The organism is Streptomyces venezuelae (genome assembly GCF_008642275.1).
Taxonomy (GTDB): domain Bacteria; phylum Actinomycetota; class Actinomycetes; order Streptomycetales; family Streptomycetaceae; genus Streptomyces; species Streptomyces venezuelae_E.
This window is the reverse complement of record NZ_CP029189.1, coordinates 1,774,325-1,790,149: the sequence shown is the minus strand read 5'-3', so window position 1 is coordinate 1,790,149 and position 15,825 is coordinate 1,774,325. Positions and strand designations below refer to the sequence as shown.

The window sequence follows — 15,825 nt, the reverse complement described above, 5'->3', positions numbered from 1 at the left end:
ATGCAGGGATCCTCACCCGGCCCCGCCCCCGCGGCCATCATAGGGAGCCATACGGGTGACACCGTGGTCGACGCTCGGTGAGGACGGCGAGCCGGACGGGTGCCGTGGGGGCGCGCCCGGGGCGGTCCGGCCCCATGGCCGCCCCACGGCACCCCACGGTCGCCCCAAGGCCGGCGCGCGGTGGATGCGCAACCGGTCAGCAGCCCCTCTGCAGTCCCTCCGCAGTCCCTCCGCAGCTCGGTCCAAAGGCCGGTCCGGGGTCAGTGCGCGGACAGGGCGAGGGCGTGGTCCAGGGCCTGGAGCAGCCGGCCCGTCGTCGCCCGGTCGCGCACCGCCAGCCGCAGCCAGGAGTGGTCCAGCCCCGGGAAGGTGTCCCCGCGGCGGACGGCGAAACCGAGGGCGCGCAGCCGGGTGCGGACCTCCGCCCCGCCCGCCACCCGGATCAGGACGAACGGCCCCTCCGCCTCCCCGGCGACCGTGACCTCGTCGAACTCCGCGAGCCCGGCCAGCAGATGCGCCCGGTCCACCGCGATCCGACGGGCCGCCTCCTCCGCCTCGGCCAGCGCCGCCGGAGCCACACAGGCCTCCGCCGCCACCAGCGCCGGGGTCGACACCGGCCACAACGGCTGCGCGGCCGCCAGCTTCGCGATCACCTCGGGATCGGCCAGCACGTAGCCGATCCGCAGCCCCGCCAGCCCCCACGTCTTGGTCAGGCTCCGCAGCACCACCAGCCCCGGCAGGTCCATCCGTCCGGCCAGGGCCTCCCGTTCGCCCGGGACCGCGTCCATGAAGGCCTCGTCCACGACCAGGATCCGGCCCGGCCGGGCCAGCGCGGAGAGGGCTCCCGCCGGGTGCAGGACGGACGTCGGGTTGGTCGGATTGCCGATCACCACCAGGTCCGCGTCCTCGGGCACGGCCGCCGGGTCCAGCCGGAACCCGTCCGCCGCCTGCAGCACCACGCGCTCGACCTGGTGTCCCGCGTCCCGCAGGGCCGCTTCCGGCTCGGTGAACTGCGGATGCACCACGACCGGCCGTACGGCTCCCAGGGCCCGGGCGATCAGCACGAAGGCCTCCGCGGCCCCGGCCGTCAACAGCACCCGCTCGACCGGCAGCCCGTGCCGAGCGGCCACCGCCGCGCGGGCGCGTCGCCCGTCGGGATATGCGGCGAGATCCCCGAGGGAGGCGGCGATCCGCTGTTTGAGCCAGTCCGGGGGAGTGTGCGCCCGTACGTTGACCGCGAGGTCCACCAGGGCGGAGCCCGCGTCGATCACTTCGGCGTCCCCGTGGTGGCGCAGGTCGTGCGCCTGTGCCGTGGCCACGGCGCAGGTCGCCGACACCGACCGCCGCTTGGGCACGAGCAGCTCGCCGCCGCCCGCGAGGGCCGCGGCCTCCGCCACCGAGGGGGTCCCGGTGGCGGCGCGCGCCGCCTCCGAGGGGTGCGGCACGGCGATGGCGGCCAGCCGGGCAGCGGGGTAGCTCACCACGGGCACGCCGAAACGTTCCGCCGCACCCGTGATCCCGGCCTCGCCCGCCTTCGACTCCACCGTGGCCAGCGCCGTCACCGCCCCCACGGACAGCCCGGCCCCCCTCAGCGTCTCCTCGACCAGGGCGCAGACCTCCGCGACGGAAACCCCCGCGCGTCCGCCGACCCCGACCACCACCTGCGTCGTGTACTCGCCCACCGGGGGCACTCCCTCCGTAGCCACTGCCACTGCCACTGCCACTGCCACCGCAGTCATCGCGGTCGACGTCGACGTCACCGTCGACGTCACCGTCACTGGAACATCACCGGAAGTCCGGCCGTCAACCCTCCGCCACGCCCACCCGCGCGCGGACGTGCGCGCGGGGCGAGGAGTCTGTATTCAGGGGCGCATGGCCGTGATCGTGGCGTTGGGCGCGTTCCTGATGACCCTGGCGGGCGGATGGGCGGCGCAGCGCGTCACCGACCGCCGCCACCTCGTGCTGGGCCTCGCCGGCGGGCTGATGCTCGGCGTCGTGGGCCTCGACCTGCTCCCGGAGGCCCTCCACGCGGCGGGCGACGAGGTGTTCGGTGTCCCGCTCGCCCTGCTGCTCTTCGTGGCCGGATTCCTGGTCGCGCACGTCGTGGAACGGCTGCTGGCGGTCCGCCAGGCCGCGCACGGCGCCGAGGACGGCGGCCGCACCCCCCAGGTCGGGCTGACCGCGGCCGCGGCGATGGTCGGCCACAGCCTCGCCGACGGGGTGGCCCTGGGCGCGGCCTTCCAGGTCGGCGGGGGGATGGGCGTGGCCGTGGCACTGGCGGTCGTCACCCACGACTTCGCCGACGGGTTCAACACGTACACGCTCACCAGCCTCTACGGGAACGACCGCCGCAAGGCCCTGATGATGCTCTTCGCGGACGCGGTCGCCCCGGTCGTGGGCGCGGCGTCCACTCTGCTGTTCACCCTTCCGGAGGAACCCCTCGGCGCGTACCTCGGCTTCTTCGGAGGCGTCCTGCTGTACCTCGCGTCCGCCGAGATCCTTCCCGAGGCACACCACCGGCACCCCGCGCTGTCCACCCTGCTGTGCACGGTGGGCGGGGTGGCCGGGATCTGGCTGGTGGTGGGCATCGCGGACTGACCGCCGGCCGGGGACGCAGGTCACCGCCGTGCGGCCGCGGCTTCCGTGAAACGTCGCGCGGCTTCCGTGAAACGCCGCGCGACGGACGGCTCCGCCGCCCAGTGCGTGTGCAGATAGCTCGCGTGCACGCCCTGCTGGACGAACCCCTCGACCCGGCGCTCCGGGTGCGTGAACCCCCATGCCGGCGCCGCCCCGGCGCCCGGCTCGACCACCGTCCGGTGGAACTCGTGCCCCCGCAGCCGGGTCCCGGCCTGCGCGAGCGCACTGTCGGACACCGCCACCGCCTCGCGGTAGCCGAGGGTGAGGCGCTCCGACATCCGCGCGTCGGCGTCGAGCACCCCGCACATGGGCTTCCCGTCCAGCGACCGGCCCAGGTACAGCAGTCCGGCGCACTCGGCGGCGACCGGGCCGCCGGCCGCGGCGAAGGCGGCAACGGCCGCCCGCAGCGGCTCGTTGGCGGACAGTTCCGGCGCGTACATCTCCGGGAAGCCGCCGCCGATCACCAGGCCGGAGGTGCCGGGCGGGAGCGCCTCGTCCCGGAGCGGGTCGAAGGTGACGACCTCCGCTCCGGCGGCGGCGAGCAGCTCCGTGTGCTCGGCGTAGGAGAACGTGAACGCGGCGCCGCCGGCGACGGCGACGACCGGAGCGTCGCCGCGGTCCGGGCTCTGCTCCGGACCGTGCGCCTGCGTCCGCGGCGCGGTGTGCCGCCGCAGGGCCGCGTGCGGTGACCACGCCTCGCAGTCCAGCGGCGGGGCCGTGCGGGCCAGGGCCATCAGGGCGTCCAGGTCGCAGCCGGCCCGGACCTGCGCGGCCAGCGCCGACACGGAGGCCAGCGCGTCCGAGTGCCGCTCGGCGACCGGGACCAGCCCCAGGTGGCGCGAGGGCGTCGCCACCTGGGGAGCCCGCCGCAGGACACCGAGGACCGGCATCCCCGCCTCCTCCAGGGCCTCCCGCAGCATCACCTCGTGCCGGTCGGAGCCGACCTTGTTCAGGATCACTCCCCCCAGCCTCACCTGAGGGTCGAAGGAGGCGAAGCCGTGCACCAGCGCCGCCACCGACCGCGACTGCGAGGAGGCGTCGACCACCAGCACCACCGGCGCCCGCAGCAGCTTCGCGACCTGCGCCGTCGACGCCAGCTCACCCCGGCCCGCCGCGCCGTCGTAGAGCCCCATGACCCCCTCGACCACGGCCAGGTCGCAGCCGGCCGCCCCGTGCGCGAACAGCGGAGCGACCAGCTCCGGCCCGCACATGAAGGCGTCGAGGTTGCGTCCCGGCCGGCCCGTGGCCAGCGCGTGGTAGCCGGGGTCGATGTAGTCGGGCCCGGCCTTGTGCGGGGACACGGCCAGGCCGCGCTCCGAGAAGGCCGCCATCAGGCCCGTGGCCACGGTGGTCTTGCCGCTGCCGGACGACGGGGCGGCGATGACCAGACGAGGCACGTCGAAGGGGTACGAGGTCACCACTCGATGCCCTTCTGGCCCTTCTGCCCCGCGTCCATCGGGTGCTTGATCTTGGTCATCTCCGTGACGAGGTCCGCGAACTCCACCAGCTTCTCCGGCGCGTTGCGGCCTGTGATCACCACGTGCTGGGTGCCCGGACGGCCCCGCAGCACCTCGATGACCTCGTCGACGTCGATCCAGCCCCAGTGCATCGGGTACGCGAACTCGTCGAGCACGTACAGCTTGTGCGTCTCGGCGGCCAGATCCCGCTTGACCTGCTCCCAGCCCTCCTTGGCCGCCTGCTCGTTGTCGAGCTGCGCGTCCCGCTGGACCCAGGACCAGCCCTCGCCCATCTTGTGCCAGACGACGGAGCCGCCCTCACCGGAGGCGCCGAGCACCTTGAGCGCGTTCTCCTCGCCGACCTTCCACTTCGCCGACTTCACGAACTGGAACACCCCGATCGGCCAGCCCTGGTTCCAGGCGCGCAGCGCCAGCCCGAAGGCCGCCGTGGACTTGCCCTTGCCCGGGCCGGTGTGTACGAAGACCAGCGGACGGTTGCGGCGCTGGCGCGTCGTGAGCCCGTCGTCCGGAACGACGGACGGCTGTCCCTGAGGCATTACGCGGCCCTCCTGTTGCTGCTGTTGGGTGATGCAGTGGATGCCACTGCCGTACGCACGTTCTTCACGAGCCCGGCCAGCGAGTCGGCCCGCAGCCCGTCGAGGGTGACGGCCGGACCGCCGAGGTCCCGGGCCAGTACGTCGGCCAGCCCCAGCCGGACCGGCCCGGACTCGCAGTCCACGACGACCGAGGCGACGCCCCCGGCCTGCAGCAGCCGCGCGCTGTGCCCGGCCAGCTCCCGCGGGCTGCTGTCCGTACGGCCCCCGGCGTTCCCGGCCGAGGTGGCCCGCCCGTCGGTGACGACCACGAGCAGCGGCCGGCGCGAGGGGTCCCGCAGCCGCTCGATCCGCAGCACCTCGTGGGCCTTCAGCAGCCCGGCCGCCAGCGGCGTGCGGCCGCCCGTCGGCAACTGCTCCAGCCGGGCCGCCGCCGCGTCCACCGAGGAGGTGGGCGGCAGGGCCAGCTCGGCCGTGGCACCCCGGAAGGTGATCAGACCGACCTTGTCCCGGCGCTGGTAGGCGTCCAGGAGCAGCGACAGCACCGCGCCCTTGACCGCGCTCATGCGCTGCCGTGCGGCCATGGAACCGGAGGCGTCGACGACGAAGAGGACGAGGTTGCCCTCGCGCCCCTCCCGGGTGGCCTGACGCAGATCGTCCTTGCGGATGACGAGGCCGCGACCGTCGCGGCCGCGCGCCCTCTGGTGCGGGGCGGCAGCCTGGATGGTGGCGGTCAGGTGCAGTTTCGTCAGGTGCCCGCGCGGGCGCTGGGCGCCGGTGGTGCGGCCGTGGGCGGTACGGGCCCGGGACCGGCGGCCGGACGCGCCCTCGCCGAGGCCGGGCACGCTGAGCATCTTGGTCCGGAACGGCTCGGCGGCACGGACCGCGGCCTGTTCGGGGCCGGCGGCCTCCTGGGCGGCGGGCTGCGGGGCCTCGGGGGCTTCCGCGGGGGCCTCGGAGGTCTCCGGGGCCCCGGGGGTGTCGGCCGGGGCACCCTGGTCCTCGGGGCCGTCGCCCGGCGGGGGCGTGCCACCGGGGCCGCCGTCGGGACCGCCGCCCTCGGGACCGCCGTCGTCCGGACCCTCCGGGTCCGGGTCGGGCTCCGGGTCGGGCTCCGGCTCCTCGTCGGGGAACTCGTCCAGGATCCGGTCGAGCAGGTCCTCGTCGATCCCGGGCGCGTCGAACGGGTTGCGGCGCCGCCGGTGGGGGAGCGCCAGCAGGGCGGCCTGCCGGACGTCTTCCTTCCGTACGTCGGTCCGCCCGGCCCAGGCGGCCAGCGCGGTCGCGGTCCGCGCCATCACGATGTCGGCGCGCATCCCGTCGACCTCGAACCCGGCGCAGGCCGCGGCGATCTGCAGGAGGGCGGTGTCGCCGAGCGAGACCTTCGGGAGCAGCGCCCGCGCGGCCACCACCCGGGCGCGGACCTCGTGCTCGTCCCCGGCCCAGCGGGTCGCGAACCCGGCGGGGTCGTCCTCGTAGGCGAGCCGGCGGCGGACCACCTCGACGCGCTGCGCGGGCTCCCGGGAGGCGGCCACCTCGACGGTGAGCCCGAACCGGTCGAGGAGCTGCGGGCGCAGCTCGCCCTCCTCGGGGTTCATCGTGCCGACGAGCAGGAACCGGGCGGCGTGCCGCACGGAGACGCCCTCGCGCTCCACGTACGAGGCGCCCATGGCGGCGGCGTCCAGCAGCACGTCCACCAAGTGGTCATGGAGGAGGTTCACCTCGTCGACGTAGAGGATCCCGCGGTGGGCGTCGGCGAGCAGCCCGGGCTCGAAGGCCTTCACGCCCTCGGCGAGGGCGCGTTCGATGTCCAGAGCACCGACCAGCCGGTCTTCCGAGGCGCCGACGGGCAGCTCCACCATGCGCGCGTGCCGCAGGGCGCCGGGGCCGGACTCGTGCGGGCCGTCCGGGCACGACGGGTCGGGCGCCGCCGGTGCGCAGGAGAACCGGCAGCCGGGAACGACGTCGACCTGCGGCAGCAGCGCCGACAGCGCGCGGACGGCGGTGGACTTGGCGGTCCCCTTCTCGCCGCGCACGAGCACCCCGCCGACCGCCGGGCTCACGGCGTTGAGCAGGAGAGCCAACCGCAGGTCGTCCTGCCCGACGACGGCCGAAAACGGGAAGTGGGTGCTGCTCACGAGACGGTCACTCCTTCGAGTGGCTTGTGATGGACATCGGTGCCGCTGTACCTGCGCTTCGCCATGCCGGCGTTCCTGCTCCCCGCTCCGGCGGGGACGTCCCCCTCCTGCACGAGCACCTGATCGAGCTCTTGCCGTGGTCTGCGCTCCCGCGGGTCCCGGCCCGTCACGGCGCGCCCGGCGGCAGGAAGGGGAGGCCCGCGGGGGCGCCGCCCTCGATGAGCCGCAGCAGCGCCGCGGTGTCCGCGTGTTCCTCGATCAGGTCGCCGAGCAGGTCCAGCTGCTCCTCCCGCAGCGCGCCGAACGAGGTGTCCGGCGCCGGGACGAAGCGCCGCCCGGCGGCCGCAGCCACCTCTCGCAGGAACGCTCGGCGGAAACCGTCCGACTCCAGCGAGCCGTGCCAGTGCGTGCCCCACACCGAGCCCACCCGGCACCCGTCCAGGAACGGCTCCCCGCCCAGGACCTCGGCCACCCCGTGGTGGATCTCGTAGCCGTCCACCGGCTCGCCCAGCGCCGAACCGGACGGCCGGGCCAGGGTCTTCTCCCGCTCGAAGCGGACGCGCACCGGCAGCAGACCGAGGCCGTCGACCTCGCCCGCCTTCGATTCGACCTCGTCCGAGATCCGCTCGCCCAGCACCTGGAACCCGCCGCAGATGCCCAGCACCGGCCGCCCCTGCGCGGCCCGCCGTGCCAGTGCGTCCGCGAGCCCGCGTTCCCGCAGCCACTGGAGGGCCTTCACCGTGCCCCGGGTCCCCGGTACGACGACCAGGTCCGCGTCGGCCAGTTCCTCGGCCCGGTCCACGAACCGCACCACGACCCCCGGCTCGGCCGCGAGCGCGTCCACGTCCGTGAAGTTCGACATCAGCGGCACCGCGCACACCGCGACCCGCAGGACGTCCTCGCCCACCGGCGGCGCCACCACGGACTCGCGCACCGCACCGCGCAGGGAGACCCGCAGGCCGTCCTCCTCGTCGATGCCCAGGCCGTGCCGGAACGGCAGCACGCCGTACGTGGCCCGGCCCGTCAGGCCGCGCAGCATCTCCATGCCCGGCTCCAGCAGCGACACGTCGCCGCGGAACTTGTTGACCAGGTACCCCGCGATCAGGGACTGGTCCTCGGGGGAGAGCAGCGCCGTCGTCCCGAAGAAGGACGCGAAGACCCCGCCGCGGTCGATGTCCCCGACCACGACCACCGGGAACCGCGCGGCGCGCGCGATCCCCATGTTCACGATGTCGGTCCGGCGCAGGTTGATCTCGGCCGGACTCCCCGCCCCCTCGCAGATCACGGCGTCATACGTGCCCCGCAGCTGCTCCAGGCAGTCCGTGACGATGCCGAGCAACTGCTCCTGGCGCCCTCCGTGGTAGCCGCGGGCGCTCATCTCGCCCACCGGCTTGCCCAGCAGCACCACCTGGCTGCTGCGGTCGCTGCCCGGCTTGAGCAGCACCGGGTTCATGAGCGCGGTCGGCTCCACACGGGCCGCCTGGGCCTGCATCGCCTGGGCGCGCCCGATCTCGGCGCCCTCCAGCGTCACGAAGGAGTTCAGCGACATGTTCTGCGCCTTGAACGGCGCCACCTTCACACCCTGCCGGGCCAGCCAACGACAGATGCCCGCCGTGACCACGCTCTTGCCCGCGTCCGACGTGGTGCCCGCGACCAGCAGTCCGCCGCCGCGCTTCGCGCCGCTCATGCGCGTCCCCCTCGTACTCGTGCCACGAGCGTCCGCGCCGCCACGCAGGCGCCCAGCGACAGCCAGGTCACCTGCCGCGACAGCCGTACCGCCCGCTCGATGTCGGCGACCTCCACCGGCCGCCCCGCCCCTGCGTTCAGGACGGCCCGGTGCTCGACCCGGCCGCCGTACGCGAGGGTTCCGCCCAGTCTGACGCCCAGTGCCCCGGCGAAGGAGGCCTCGACGGGTCCGGCGTTCGGGCTCGGGTGCGCGGCGGCGTCCGTGCGCCAGGCCCGTACGGCGCCCCGCCGGTCGGGGCCGGCCAGCACGGCGGCGACCGCCGTCAGCCGGGCTCCCGGCCAGCCGGCCAGGTCGTCGAGCCGGGCGGAGGCCCAGCCGTAGCGGAGGTAGCGGGGGGACTTGTGCCCGACCATCGCGTCCAGGGTGTTCACGGCGCGGAAGGCCAGCAGTCCGGGGACTCCGGCGACGGCGCCCCAGACGAGGGCCCCGACCACCGCGTCGGAGGTGTTCTCGGCGACGGACTCCACGACGGCGCGGGCCATCTGCTGCCCGTCGAGGGCCTGCGGGTCGCGTCCGCACAGATGCGGCAGCCGCTCCCGGGCCACCTCGACGTCCCCGGCGGCGAGCGCGCCGCCGATGGCGCGGGCCTCCCGGCCCAGGGAGGTGCCGCCCACGACGGCCCAGGTGGCGGCGGCCGTCAGCGCGATACGAGCGGCCGCGGGCCGCGAGCGCACGGCGCGGGCGCCCAGCGCTCCGACGGCGGCAGCGCCCCCGGCGCACACCAGGGCGTGCAGGAGGCCCCGGGCGCGGTCGTCGCGCCACAGGGATCGTTCGACGGCGGCGGCGGCCCGTCCGAAGGCGGCCACGGGGTGCCCTCGGCGCGGATCCCCGAGGATCCGGTCGCCGATCAGGCCCGCCGTGGCGCCGTACGCGAAGACGCGATCGGCACGCATGGTGGCAGGTATGTCCTCACTCAGGGTCCGCGCCCTGGTTCGACGTGTCCGGCGGCGAGAGTTCCTGGCTCCCGGGACGCACGCGGGGCGTGCGGTTCCGGTGACAGTGGCGGGACCGCGCCGGATTCACACCGGACTTCCTCTTCCATGCCGCCGTATTGGCTCCGGCAGTCCACCACGCACGTCGAAGGCCCGTCAACTCGCCGTTGACCTGCGGCGCTGCAGGGGCGCGGGATGCGAAAAGCTCCCTCCGGGACAAACCCGGAGGGAGCTTTGGGACCTGGTCGGCCGCAGAGCGGTGGATCAGGCGACGATCAGGTAGATCCCGTAGCCCACGGCTGCGGCGATGACCGCGAAGCAGGCGTACGCGCCGCTGCGGGCGAGGGTGGCGGTGCCGCCCTGCTCGGTGGCGGTCTCGTGCTTGGACAGGCCCACCAGGCCCAGGGTGAAGAGGGCCACGAGGGCGACGGTGGCGAAGAGGCTGACCCCGAAGACGGAGCCGAGCGCTTCCCAGTCGATCTTCATACTGCCGCTTTCTGAAAGGTGTGTGTCTCTGCTCGGTCAGACAGCGGCGGCCGGAGCCGCCGGGGTCTGCGTCGCGGCCGGGATGGTGGCCTTGAGGGCTTCGTCCGTGACCTCGGCGGTCGTCGCCGCGGCGGTGGTGCCGGCGGCGGCGACGGTCGGCGGGACGGTGACCGCGGCGATCGCCGTGGTGACGACACCCGGCTCCTCGGCGCGGGCCGGCTCCACCTCGTTGACGTTGTTGTGGTCGACGACCTGGCGGCGCGAGATGAGCCAGATGGCCAGGCAGGAGCCGATCAGGAAGAGCGTGACCGCGGCGATGCCGACGTCACCGATGCGCATGACCAGCTCGGCACCGGCCGAGACCAGCGCGGCGGCCGGCAGGGTCAGGCCCCAGGCGACGAACATGCGGGTCGCGGTGGACCAGCGGACCACACCGCCCTTGCGGCCCAGGCCCGCACCCATGACCGCACCGGAGCACGAGTGGGTGGTGGAGAGCGAGAAGCCCAGGTTCGAGGAGGCGAGGATGACGGACGCGGCCGAGGTCTGGGCGGCGAAGCCCTGCTGCGGGTGCAGGTCGGTCAGGCCGCTGCCCATGGTGCGGATGATGCGCCAGCCGCCCAGGTAGGTGCCCATCGCGATGGCCATGCCGGCCGAGACGATGACCCAGACCGGCGGGTTCGCGTCGGGCGCGATCGCGCCGCCGGCGATGAGGGCCAGGGTGATGATGCCCATCGTCTTCTGCGCGTCGTTGGTGCCGTGCGCGAGGGAGACGAGACCGGCCGAGGCGATCTGACCGGCGCGGTATCCCTTGGCGGAGGTCTTCTCGCCGACCTTGTCACCCAGCTTGTAGGTGAGCTTGGCGGCCAGGTACGCGGCGATGCCGGCCACCAGCGGGGCGGCGATCGCGGGGATGAGGACCTTGGTGACGACGACGCTGCCGTTGACCGCGCCGATGCCGGCGGAGGCGACCGCGGCACCGATCAGGCCGCCCATCAGGGCGTGCGAGGAGCTGGAGGGGAGACCGACCAGCCAGGTGACGAGGTTCCAGAGGATCGCTCCGACCAGGGCGGCGAAGATCACCTCTGGCTGGATGCCCTCCTCGTTGACCAGTCCCTTGGAGATCGTCTTGGCGACCTCCACGGACATGAACGCGCCGACGAGGTTGAGCACGGCGGACATGGCCACCGCCGTCTTGGGCTTGAGGGCGCCGGTCGAGATGGTGGTGGCCATCGCGTTGGCCGTGTCGTGGAAACCGTTCGTGAAGTCGAACACGAGAGCGGTGATGATCACGATCCCGAGGAGAAGCGTTATGTGCTCCATTTACCCAGGCTTCTGTTTGACGTCAGTGGCTCGGCGACCGTAGGCAACCTGGATGAACGGAAGGTGAACTGACTCGGGCGGAGCGGTGTACTGGCGCGGGGTGTGATCGCGTCATTCGTCCTGATTCTGCCGCAGATATCGCCATTAATGCACGTCAAAGCCGGGTGAATGAACCCCTCCGTAGGGGGTCCGCCGTGCTCGCGGACCCGCCCTCCAGGCCCCGAATGAGACCTAGATCACCCCCTTCCGCTTCGCGGCGGAGGGATCAGCTCCGGTGGCCCGCCCGGGGTCCCGAGCCGACACTGGAGCAGTGCGTACCGCGACAGCGACGGCTGCGGCCGTCACGACGACCCTCCTGGGTGCCGGCGCGGCCGCCGTCGCCCTCGGCCGGCACGCCGCCGACGCGGCCCTGCGGCCCGAACCAGGACGTCCGCTCCCCGGCGGGCCGAAGCTCAGCGTCCACTCCGCCGCCGACGGCCGGATCACCCTGACCCGCTCGCTCGCCTCCCTGCGCCCCGGCACGTACGGCCTGGTCGCACCCGGTGTGCACGCCGTCGTCGGGCCCGTGCTCCCGGACGCCGCCCCCGGCCCGGACACCGTCGTACGGCAGCTCGTCTCCGTCACCCACGGCACCCTCGACCCCGGCACCCGGGTCTCCCTCACCCCCCAGGTGTACGCCGGCAACCCGCGCACCGCCCTCGGGCTCGACCACGCCGACGTGGACATCCCCGGAGAGCTCGGTGCACTGCCCGCCTGGTTCGTGCCCGCGGCCCGGGACACCTGGGTGATCACCGTGCACGGACTCGGCGCCGGCCGGGAACACCCGATGGTGGTCATGCCCTTCCTCCACCGGCACCAGCTCCCCGTCCTGGACCTGGGCTACCGGGGAGACCTGGGCGCCCCCGCCTCCCCGGACGGCCTCGGCCACCTCGGGGAATCGGAATGGCGTGACCTGGACGCCGCCATCCGCTACGCCCTGCGCTACGGGGCCCGCCGCGTGGTCCTCCACGGCTGGTCCACCGGCGCCACCATGGCCCTGCACGCCTTCGAGCGCTCGCCGCTCGCCCACCGGATCTCCGGGCTGGTCCTGGACTCCCCGGTACTCGACTGGCACACCACCCTCCGCGCGCTCGCCGCGGCGCGCGGCGTCCCCGGCGTGGTGCTGCCGCTGGCGGTCCGGGCCGCCGAAGGGCTCGCGGGCCTGCGCGGCGACCGCCGGCCGGCGGGCGCGGACCCCGGCGCGCTGCGCGTCCCCGTACTGATCTTCCACGGACCGGACGACGCGCTGGCCCCCTGGGGGCCCTCGCGCAGGCTTGCCGCCGCCCGCCCCGACCTCGTCGCGCTGCACACCGTGGGCAAGGCCGGGCACGGCGCGATGTGGAACGCCGACCCGGCCGGCTACGAGGAGGCCCTGCGCCGCTTCCTCACCCCTCTTATGTGAAGACCGGGCGAACGGCTCCCAGGCGAAGGCCGGGTGAACGGCCGGGTGAACGGACGGGTGAACGGCCATGAAGCGCCACCCGCCGGGGCCCTGCCTGTGAAGGCCCTGTGACGGAGAGGGCCCCACGGGTGGCTTGTCCCGGTCTGCGCTGCGGGTGGACGGCGGCAACGACCGGTTCCGTTTGGGCTTTCGGCCAGTGACGGGCGAGACTGCTTCCGTGACGTCCCGAAAGCCTGATGAGCAGTTGGCTCGCGACTCCAGACTCCGACTCGTCTCGCCGCGCTCCGTCGCCGCGGCCCGCAAGGCGGTGACCGACCGACGCACCCGGCCCGCGCCCAGGCCCCCGGCGGGTACGCCCGCCACGGCCGACCTCGCGAACCGGGCCCGGGCCTCGCTCGCCGACGCCGTACGGCTGACCCGCTGGGCCGAGCGCAACCTGGGCGCCGGAGGCGGCGGCCGGCCCGCCCCCACGGGCGCCCTGCCCGCAGCCGACGTCGAACGCGCCGCCGGGGAACTCGGCCTGACGCACGGCCAGATCCAGGTCGGCTGGGACCGTGCCCGGCTCGCCGGACTGGTCGAGGTGCACGGCGGCCACGCCCGGCCCGGCTGGCGGCTGCGCGCCTGGGACCGCGACGACACCGCCGTGCTGCGTGGCTGGGTCGCCCTCTTCGACGCCTGGTCGCTGGTCCATCCCGCACCCGCCGACATCGCCCCCTCGGCCGTCGCCGAGGTCGTCGAGGCGATGCCCCAGCTCCTCTCCCTGCTCCAGCTGTCCGCCGGCCCGGTGACCGTCCCGGACCTGCTCGACCTGCTCGGTCAGCGCGTCACCGAACTGCGTGACGAGCGGTGCGAGATCCCCTACGAGGCCGAGCCCGCCACGGCGTTGACGTCCGCCGCCACCGGGTCCGCAGTCGGGTCCGCCGCCGGCTCCGTGGAGGCCCGCCCCGTCCCGCTCGCCCGGCTGCTGCGCTGGGCGCTCGGCGGGCTCGCGGCCGTGGACGCCGTCACCCTCGGTCCCGCCCGGGCCACGCTCACCCCGCTCGGCAGCTGGGCCGTCTGGGTCAAGCTGGAGCAGATCTGCGTCGCGGCGCAGAGCCCCGCCGGGAACATCGAGCAGTCCGCGGCCGCCATGCTGCACGGCTGCGCGCGGCTCACGCCCGGCCCGGCCCGCGCCGAGTACCAGGCCTGGCTCGCCGCCCGGCCCGTCGGCCACGCCGTGGCCGAGCTGCTGCAGGCGGCCCGGGGCGAGGACGCCCTGCTGCGCGGCCTCGCCTTCGAGGCGCTGCGCGTGGTCGGAGCCCCCGCCGAGCCCGAGGTACGCGCCACCGTCCGCGAGCCCGCCCTGCGCCCCTACGCCCTGCTCTGGCTCGCCGAGCACGACGGGATCGACCCCGACGAGGCGCAGGACGTCCTCACCGCCGAGGAGTCGACCTGGCTCTGGGTGGACACCGCGGCCGCCATCGCCGACCACGGGGAGGCCGAGCTGCTGGCCCGCCACCTCGACTCCGCCGTGCGGACCACCGTCCCCCGGCTGCTGGACGAGGTCCGTGCGGTCGGCCACCCGCGCACGGTGCAGGTGCTGGTCGCGCTCGCCGCTGCCCACCCCGACCCGACGCTGGCCAAGGCGGTCCGCAGGGCCGCCTTCCAGGTCCACACCGGAGGCGAGTGACTCCGTAGCGCAACGAGTGCGGGCGGGGACGGGCGCGGCGCCGGAATCAGACCTGCGGTGCGTACGTCCCGAAGCTCCACACGTTGCCCTCGGCGTCGCGGGCCATGTAGTCGCGCGAGCCGTAGTCCTGGTCGGTGGGCTCCATGACGATCTCGGCGCCGTGATCGACCGCCCGCCGGTGGTGGGCGTCCACGTCGTCGACCACGACATAGACCCCGGAGGGGCCGGCGCCCTCCATGGCCTTGTCGAACACCCCGCCCCTGCCCGAACTGCCGAGCATCACCATCCCGTTGCCGTATGCCAGCTCGGCGTGCGTCACCGAACCGTCCTCACCCTCGTAGACGGCGACCTGGCTGAAGCCGAAGGCCTCGGTCAGCAGCCTGATGGCCGCCTTCGCGTCGCGGTAGACCAGCGTGGGGCAGATGGACGGAACGCCTGCCATGACGATCACTCCCTCTCGTGACGGTGACCCGCGTCACACCAGCATGGCAGGCGTCACCGACAGTCAGCGGAAGGTGTTGCACTGGGCCATGTCACCGGTCCGGTAGCCCTGGTAGAACCACTGCTGGCGCTGCTCGGCCGAGCCGTGGGTCCAGGACTCCGGGGACACCCGGCCCTGGAACTTCTCCTGGATCCGGTCGTCGCCGACCGCCGCCGCCGCGTCCAGCCCGTCCCTGATGTCCGCCTCCGTCAGGGTCTTGATCAGCGGCCGCCCGGTGGAGGCGTCCGCGACGTTCGTCGCGTTGTGCGCCCACACCCCGGCGTAGCAGTCGGCCTGCAGCTCGACCTTGACCGCGTTGCTGTTCGGGCCCTGCCGCCCGTCCTGGGCCCGCTGGAGGGTTCCGGTCAGGTTCTGGATGTGGTGTCCGTACTCGTGGGCGACGACGTAGGCCTGGGCGAAGGGGCCGCCGGTCGCGCCGAACTTCGTCCGCAGGTCGTCGAAGAACCCCAGGTCCAGATAGACCTGCCGGTCCGCCGGGCAGTAGAAGGGGCCCACCGCCGCGCTGGCGGTCCCGCAGGCGGTGTTCACCCGGTTCTCGAAGAACACGGTCGACGCCGGGGTGTACTGGCCGCCGCGCCTGGCGAACTCCTGCTTCCAGAAGGCCTGGGTGCTCCTGACGACCGCCACCAGACGGCAGTCCTCGCGCGTGTTCGCGTCCCGGCCCGACTTGCAGGCCTGCTGCACCTGGTTGAGCGACGAGGAGACCGGCGCCGGTTCCTGCTCCCCGGTGGACAGCCCCAGCTGGTCCGGCCCCACCCCGAAGAGCAGGCCGAGGACCAGGGCGACGAGACCGACGATGCCGCCGCCGATGGTGGCCTTCCCGCCCGGGATGCGGCCGCCGCCGCGCATGTCCTTGACCTCGGAGCTGTCGAGACTGGCGTCGTCGTCGAACTGCATCCCGCACCGCCCTCCGTCCGTGAAACAGGCGCGGTCGCGTCTCCG

Annotated in this window: 13 protein-coding genes and 1 riboswitch; of the genes, 3 read left to right on the top strand and 10 right to left on the bottom strand. The window is 74.3% G+C overall.

Going from position 1 to position 15,825, the window contains the following annotated elements; genetic code table 11:
- Positions 1–260: 260 nt before the first annotated feature.
- On the bottom strand, positions 261–1,739 hold the full coding sequence (gene cobC, locus DEJ51_RS07470) for an Rv2231c family pyridoxal phosphate-dependent protein CobC (RefSeq protein ID WP_150256885.1): 1,479 nt from the start codon (positions 1,737–1,739) through the stop codon (positions 261–263).
- 133 nt (positions 1,740–1,872) lie between these two features.
- On the opposite strand from cobC, the gene DEJ51_RS07465 reads away from it, so the two are divergent.
- The gene (locus tag DEJ51_RS07465; protein ID WP_150256884.1) at positions 1,873–2,598 is read left to right on the top strand and encodes a ZIP family metal transporter; all 726 of its coding nucleotides are present in this window, start codon (positions 1,873–1,875) and stop codon (positions 2,596–2,598) included.
- A gap of 20 nt (positions 2,599–2,618) precedes the next feature.
- Here DEJ51_RS07465 and DEJ51_RS07460 read toward each other — a convergent pair whose 3' ends face one another.
- From DEJ51_RS07460 to DEJ51_RS07430, 7 genes are all read right to left on the bottom strand, one after another.
- Positions 2,619–4,058: a cobyrinate a,c-diamide synthase gene (locus DEJ51_RS07460; RefSeq protein ID WP_190620249.1), complete on the bottom strand. Its 1,440-nt coding sequence runs from the start codon at positions 4,056–4,058 to the stop codon at positions 2,619–2,621.
- Complete coding sequence (gene cobO / locus DEJ51_RS07455; protein WP_150256882.1) at positions 4,052–4,651, bottom strand: cob(I)yrinic acid a,c-diamide adenosyltransferase; 600 nt, start codon at positions 4,649–4,651, stop codon at positions 4,052–4,054. The genes DEJ51_RS07460 and cobO overlap by 7 nt, the downstream gene beginning before the upstream one ends.
- Entirely contained in the window at positions 4,651–6,786 is a 2,136-nt protein-coding gene (locus DEJ51_RS07450; protein ID WP_150256881.1) for a putative cobaltochelatase, read from the bottom strand. The genes cobO and DEJ51_RS07450 overlap by 1 nt, the downstream gene beginning before the upstream one ends.
- Positions 6,787–6,952: 166 nt before the next feature.
- Positions 6,953–8,473: a cobyric acid synthase gene (locus tag DEJ51_RS07445; protein ID WP_150256880.1), complete on the bottom strand. Its 1,521-nt coding sequence runs from the start codon at positions 8,471–8,473 to the stop codon at positions 6,953–6,955.
- Positions 8,470–9,426 carry a cobalamin biosynthesis protein gene (locus tag DEJ51_RS07440; RefSeq protein WP_150256879.1) on the bottom strand — a complete coding sequence of 319 codons (957 nt, stop codon included), beginning with the start codon at positions 9,424–9,426 and terminating at the stop codon, positions 8,470–8,472. The genes DEJ51_RS07445 and DEJ51_RS07440 overlap by 4 nt, the downstream gene beginning before the upstream one ends.
- A gap of 35 nt (positions 9,427–9,461) precedes the next feature.
- A riboswitch (cobalamin riboswitch) is annotated at positions 9,462–9,618 on the bottom strand.
- Positions 9,619–9,729: 111 nt separating this feature from the next.
- Entirely contained in the window at positions 9,730–9,951 is a 222-nt protein-coding gene (locus DEJ51_RS07435) for a hypothetical protein (RefSeq protein ID WP_030012731.1), read from the bottom strand.
- Positions 9,952–9,987: 36 nt separating this feature from the next.
- Positions 9,988–11,271, bottom strand: a complete 1,284-nt coding sequence (locus DEJ51_RS07430; RefSeq protein WP_150256878.1) for an inorganic phosphate transporter — start codon at positions 11,269–11,271, stop codon at positions 9,988–9,990.
- A 310-nt stretch (positions 11,272–11,581) separates the two neighbouring features.
- Between DEJ51_RS07430 and DEJ51_RS07425 the strand changes: the two genes are divergently transcribed.
- Together DEJ51_RS07425 and DEJ51_RS07420 are read left to right on the top strand one after the other, a co-directional pair.
- Positions 11,582–12,712: an alpha/beta hydrolase family protein gene (locus tag DEJ51_RS07425; RefSeq protein WP_150256877.1), complete on the top strand. Its 1,131-nt coding sequence runs from the start codon at positions 11,582–11,584 to the stop codon at positions 12,710–12,712.
- Between the two features lie 217 nt (positions 12,713–12,929).
- Positions 12,930–14,381, top strand: a complete 1,452-nt coding sequence (locus tag DEJ51_RS07420; protein ID WP_411757291.1) for a hypothetical protein — start codon at positions 12,930–12,932, stop codon at positions 14,379–14,381.
- 46 nt (positions 14,382–14,427) lie between these two features.
- On the opposite strand, the gene DEJ51_RS07415 is transcribed toward DEJ51_RS07420, so the two are convergent.
- Together DEJ51_RS07415 and DEJ51_RS07410 are read right to left on the bottom strand one after the other, a co-directional pair.
- Positions 14,428–14,823, bottom strand: coding sequence for a VOC family protein (locus tag DEJ51_RS07415; RefSeq protein WP_150256876.1), 396 nt, complete (start codon positions 14,821–14,823; stop codon positions 14,428–14,430).
- 63 nt (positions 14,824–14,886) lie between these two features.
- Entirely contained in the window at positions 14,887–15,780 is an 894-nt protein-coding gene (locus DEJ51_RS07410; protein ID WP_150256875.1) for a neutral zinc metallopeptidase, read from the bottom strand.
- Positions 15,781–15,825 lie beyond the last annotated feature (45 nt).

Coding starts and splice junctions, on each gene's coding strand:
- cobC (WP_150256885.1), bottom strand. CDS start 1,739: ATGACTGCGGTGGCAGTGGCAGTGGCAGTGGCAGTGGCTACGGAGGGA.
- DEJ51_RS07465 (WP_150256884.1), top strand. CDS start 1,873: ATGGCCGTGATCGTGGCGTTGGGCGCGTTCCTGATGACCCTGGCGGGC.
- cobO (WP_150256882.1), bottom strand. CDS start 4,651: ATGCCTCAGGGACAGCCGTCCGTCGTTCCGGACGACGGGCTCACGACG.
- DEJ51_RS07445 (WP_150256880.1), bottom strand. CDS start 8,473: ATGAGCGGCGCGAAGCGCGGCGGCGGACTGCTGGTCGCGGGCACCACG.
- DEJ51_RS07440 (WP_150256879.1), bottom strand. CDS start 9,426: ATGCGTGCCGATCGCGTCTTCGCGTACGGCGCCACGGCGGGCCTGATC.
- DEJ51_RS07435 (WP_030012731.1), bottom strand. CDS start 9,951: ATGAAGATCGACTGGGAAGCGCTCGGCTCCGTCTTCGGGGTCAGCCTC.
- DEJ51_RS07430 (WP_150256878.1), bottom strand. CDS start 11,271: ATGGAGCACATAACGCTTCTCCTCGGGATCGTGATCATCACCGCTCTC.
- DEJ51_RS07415 (WP_150256876.1), bottom strand. CDS start 14,823: ATGGCAGGCGTTCCGTCCATCTGCCCCACGCTGGTCTACCGCGACGCG.
- DEJ51_RS07410 (WP_150256875.1), bottom strand. CDS start 15,780: ATGCAGTTCGACGACGACGCCAGTCTCGACAGCTCCGAGGTCAAGGAC.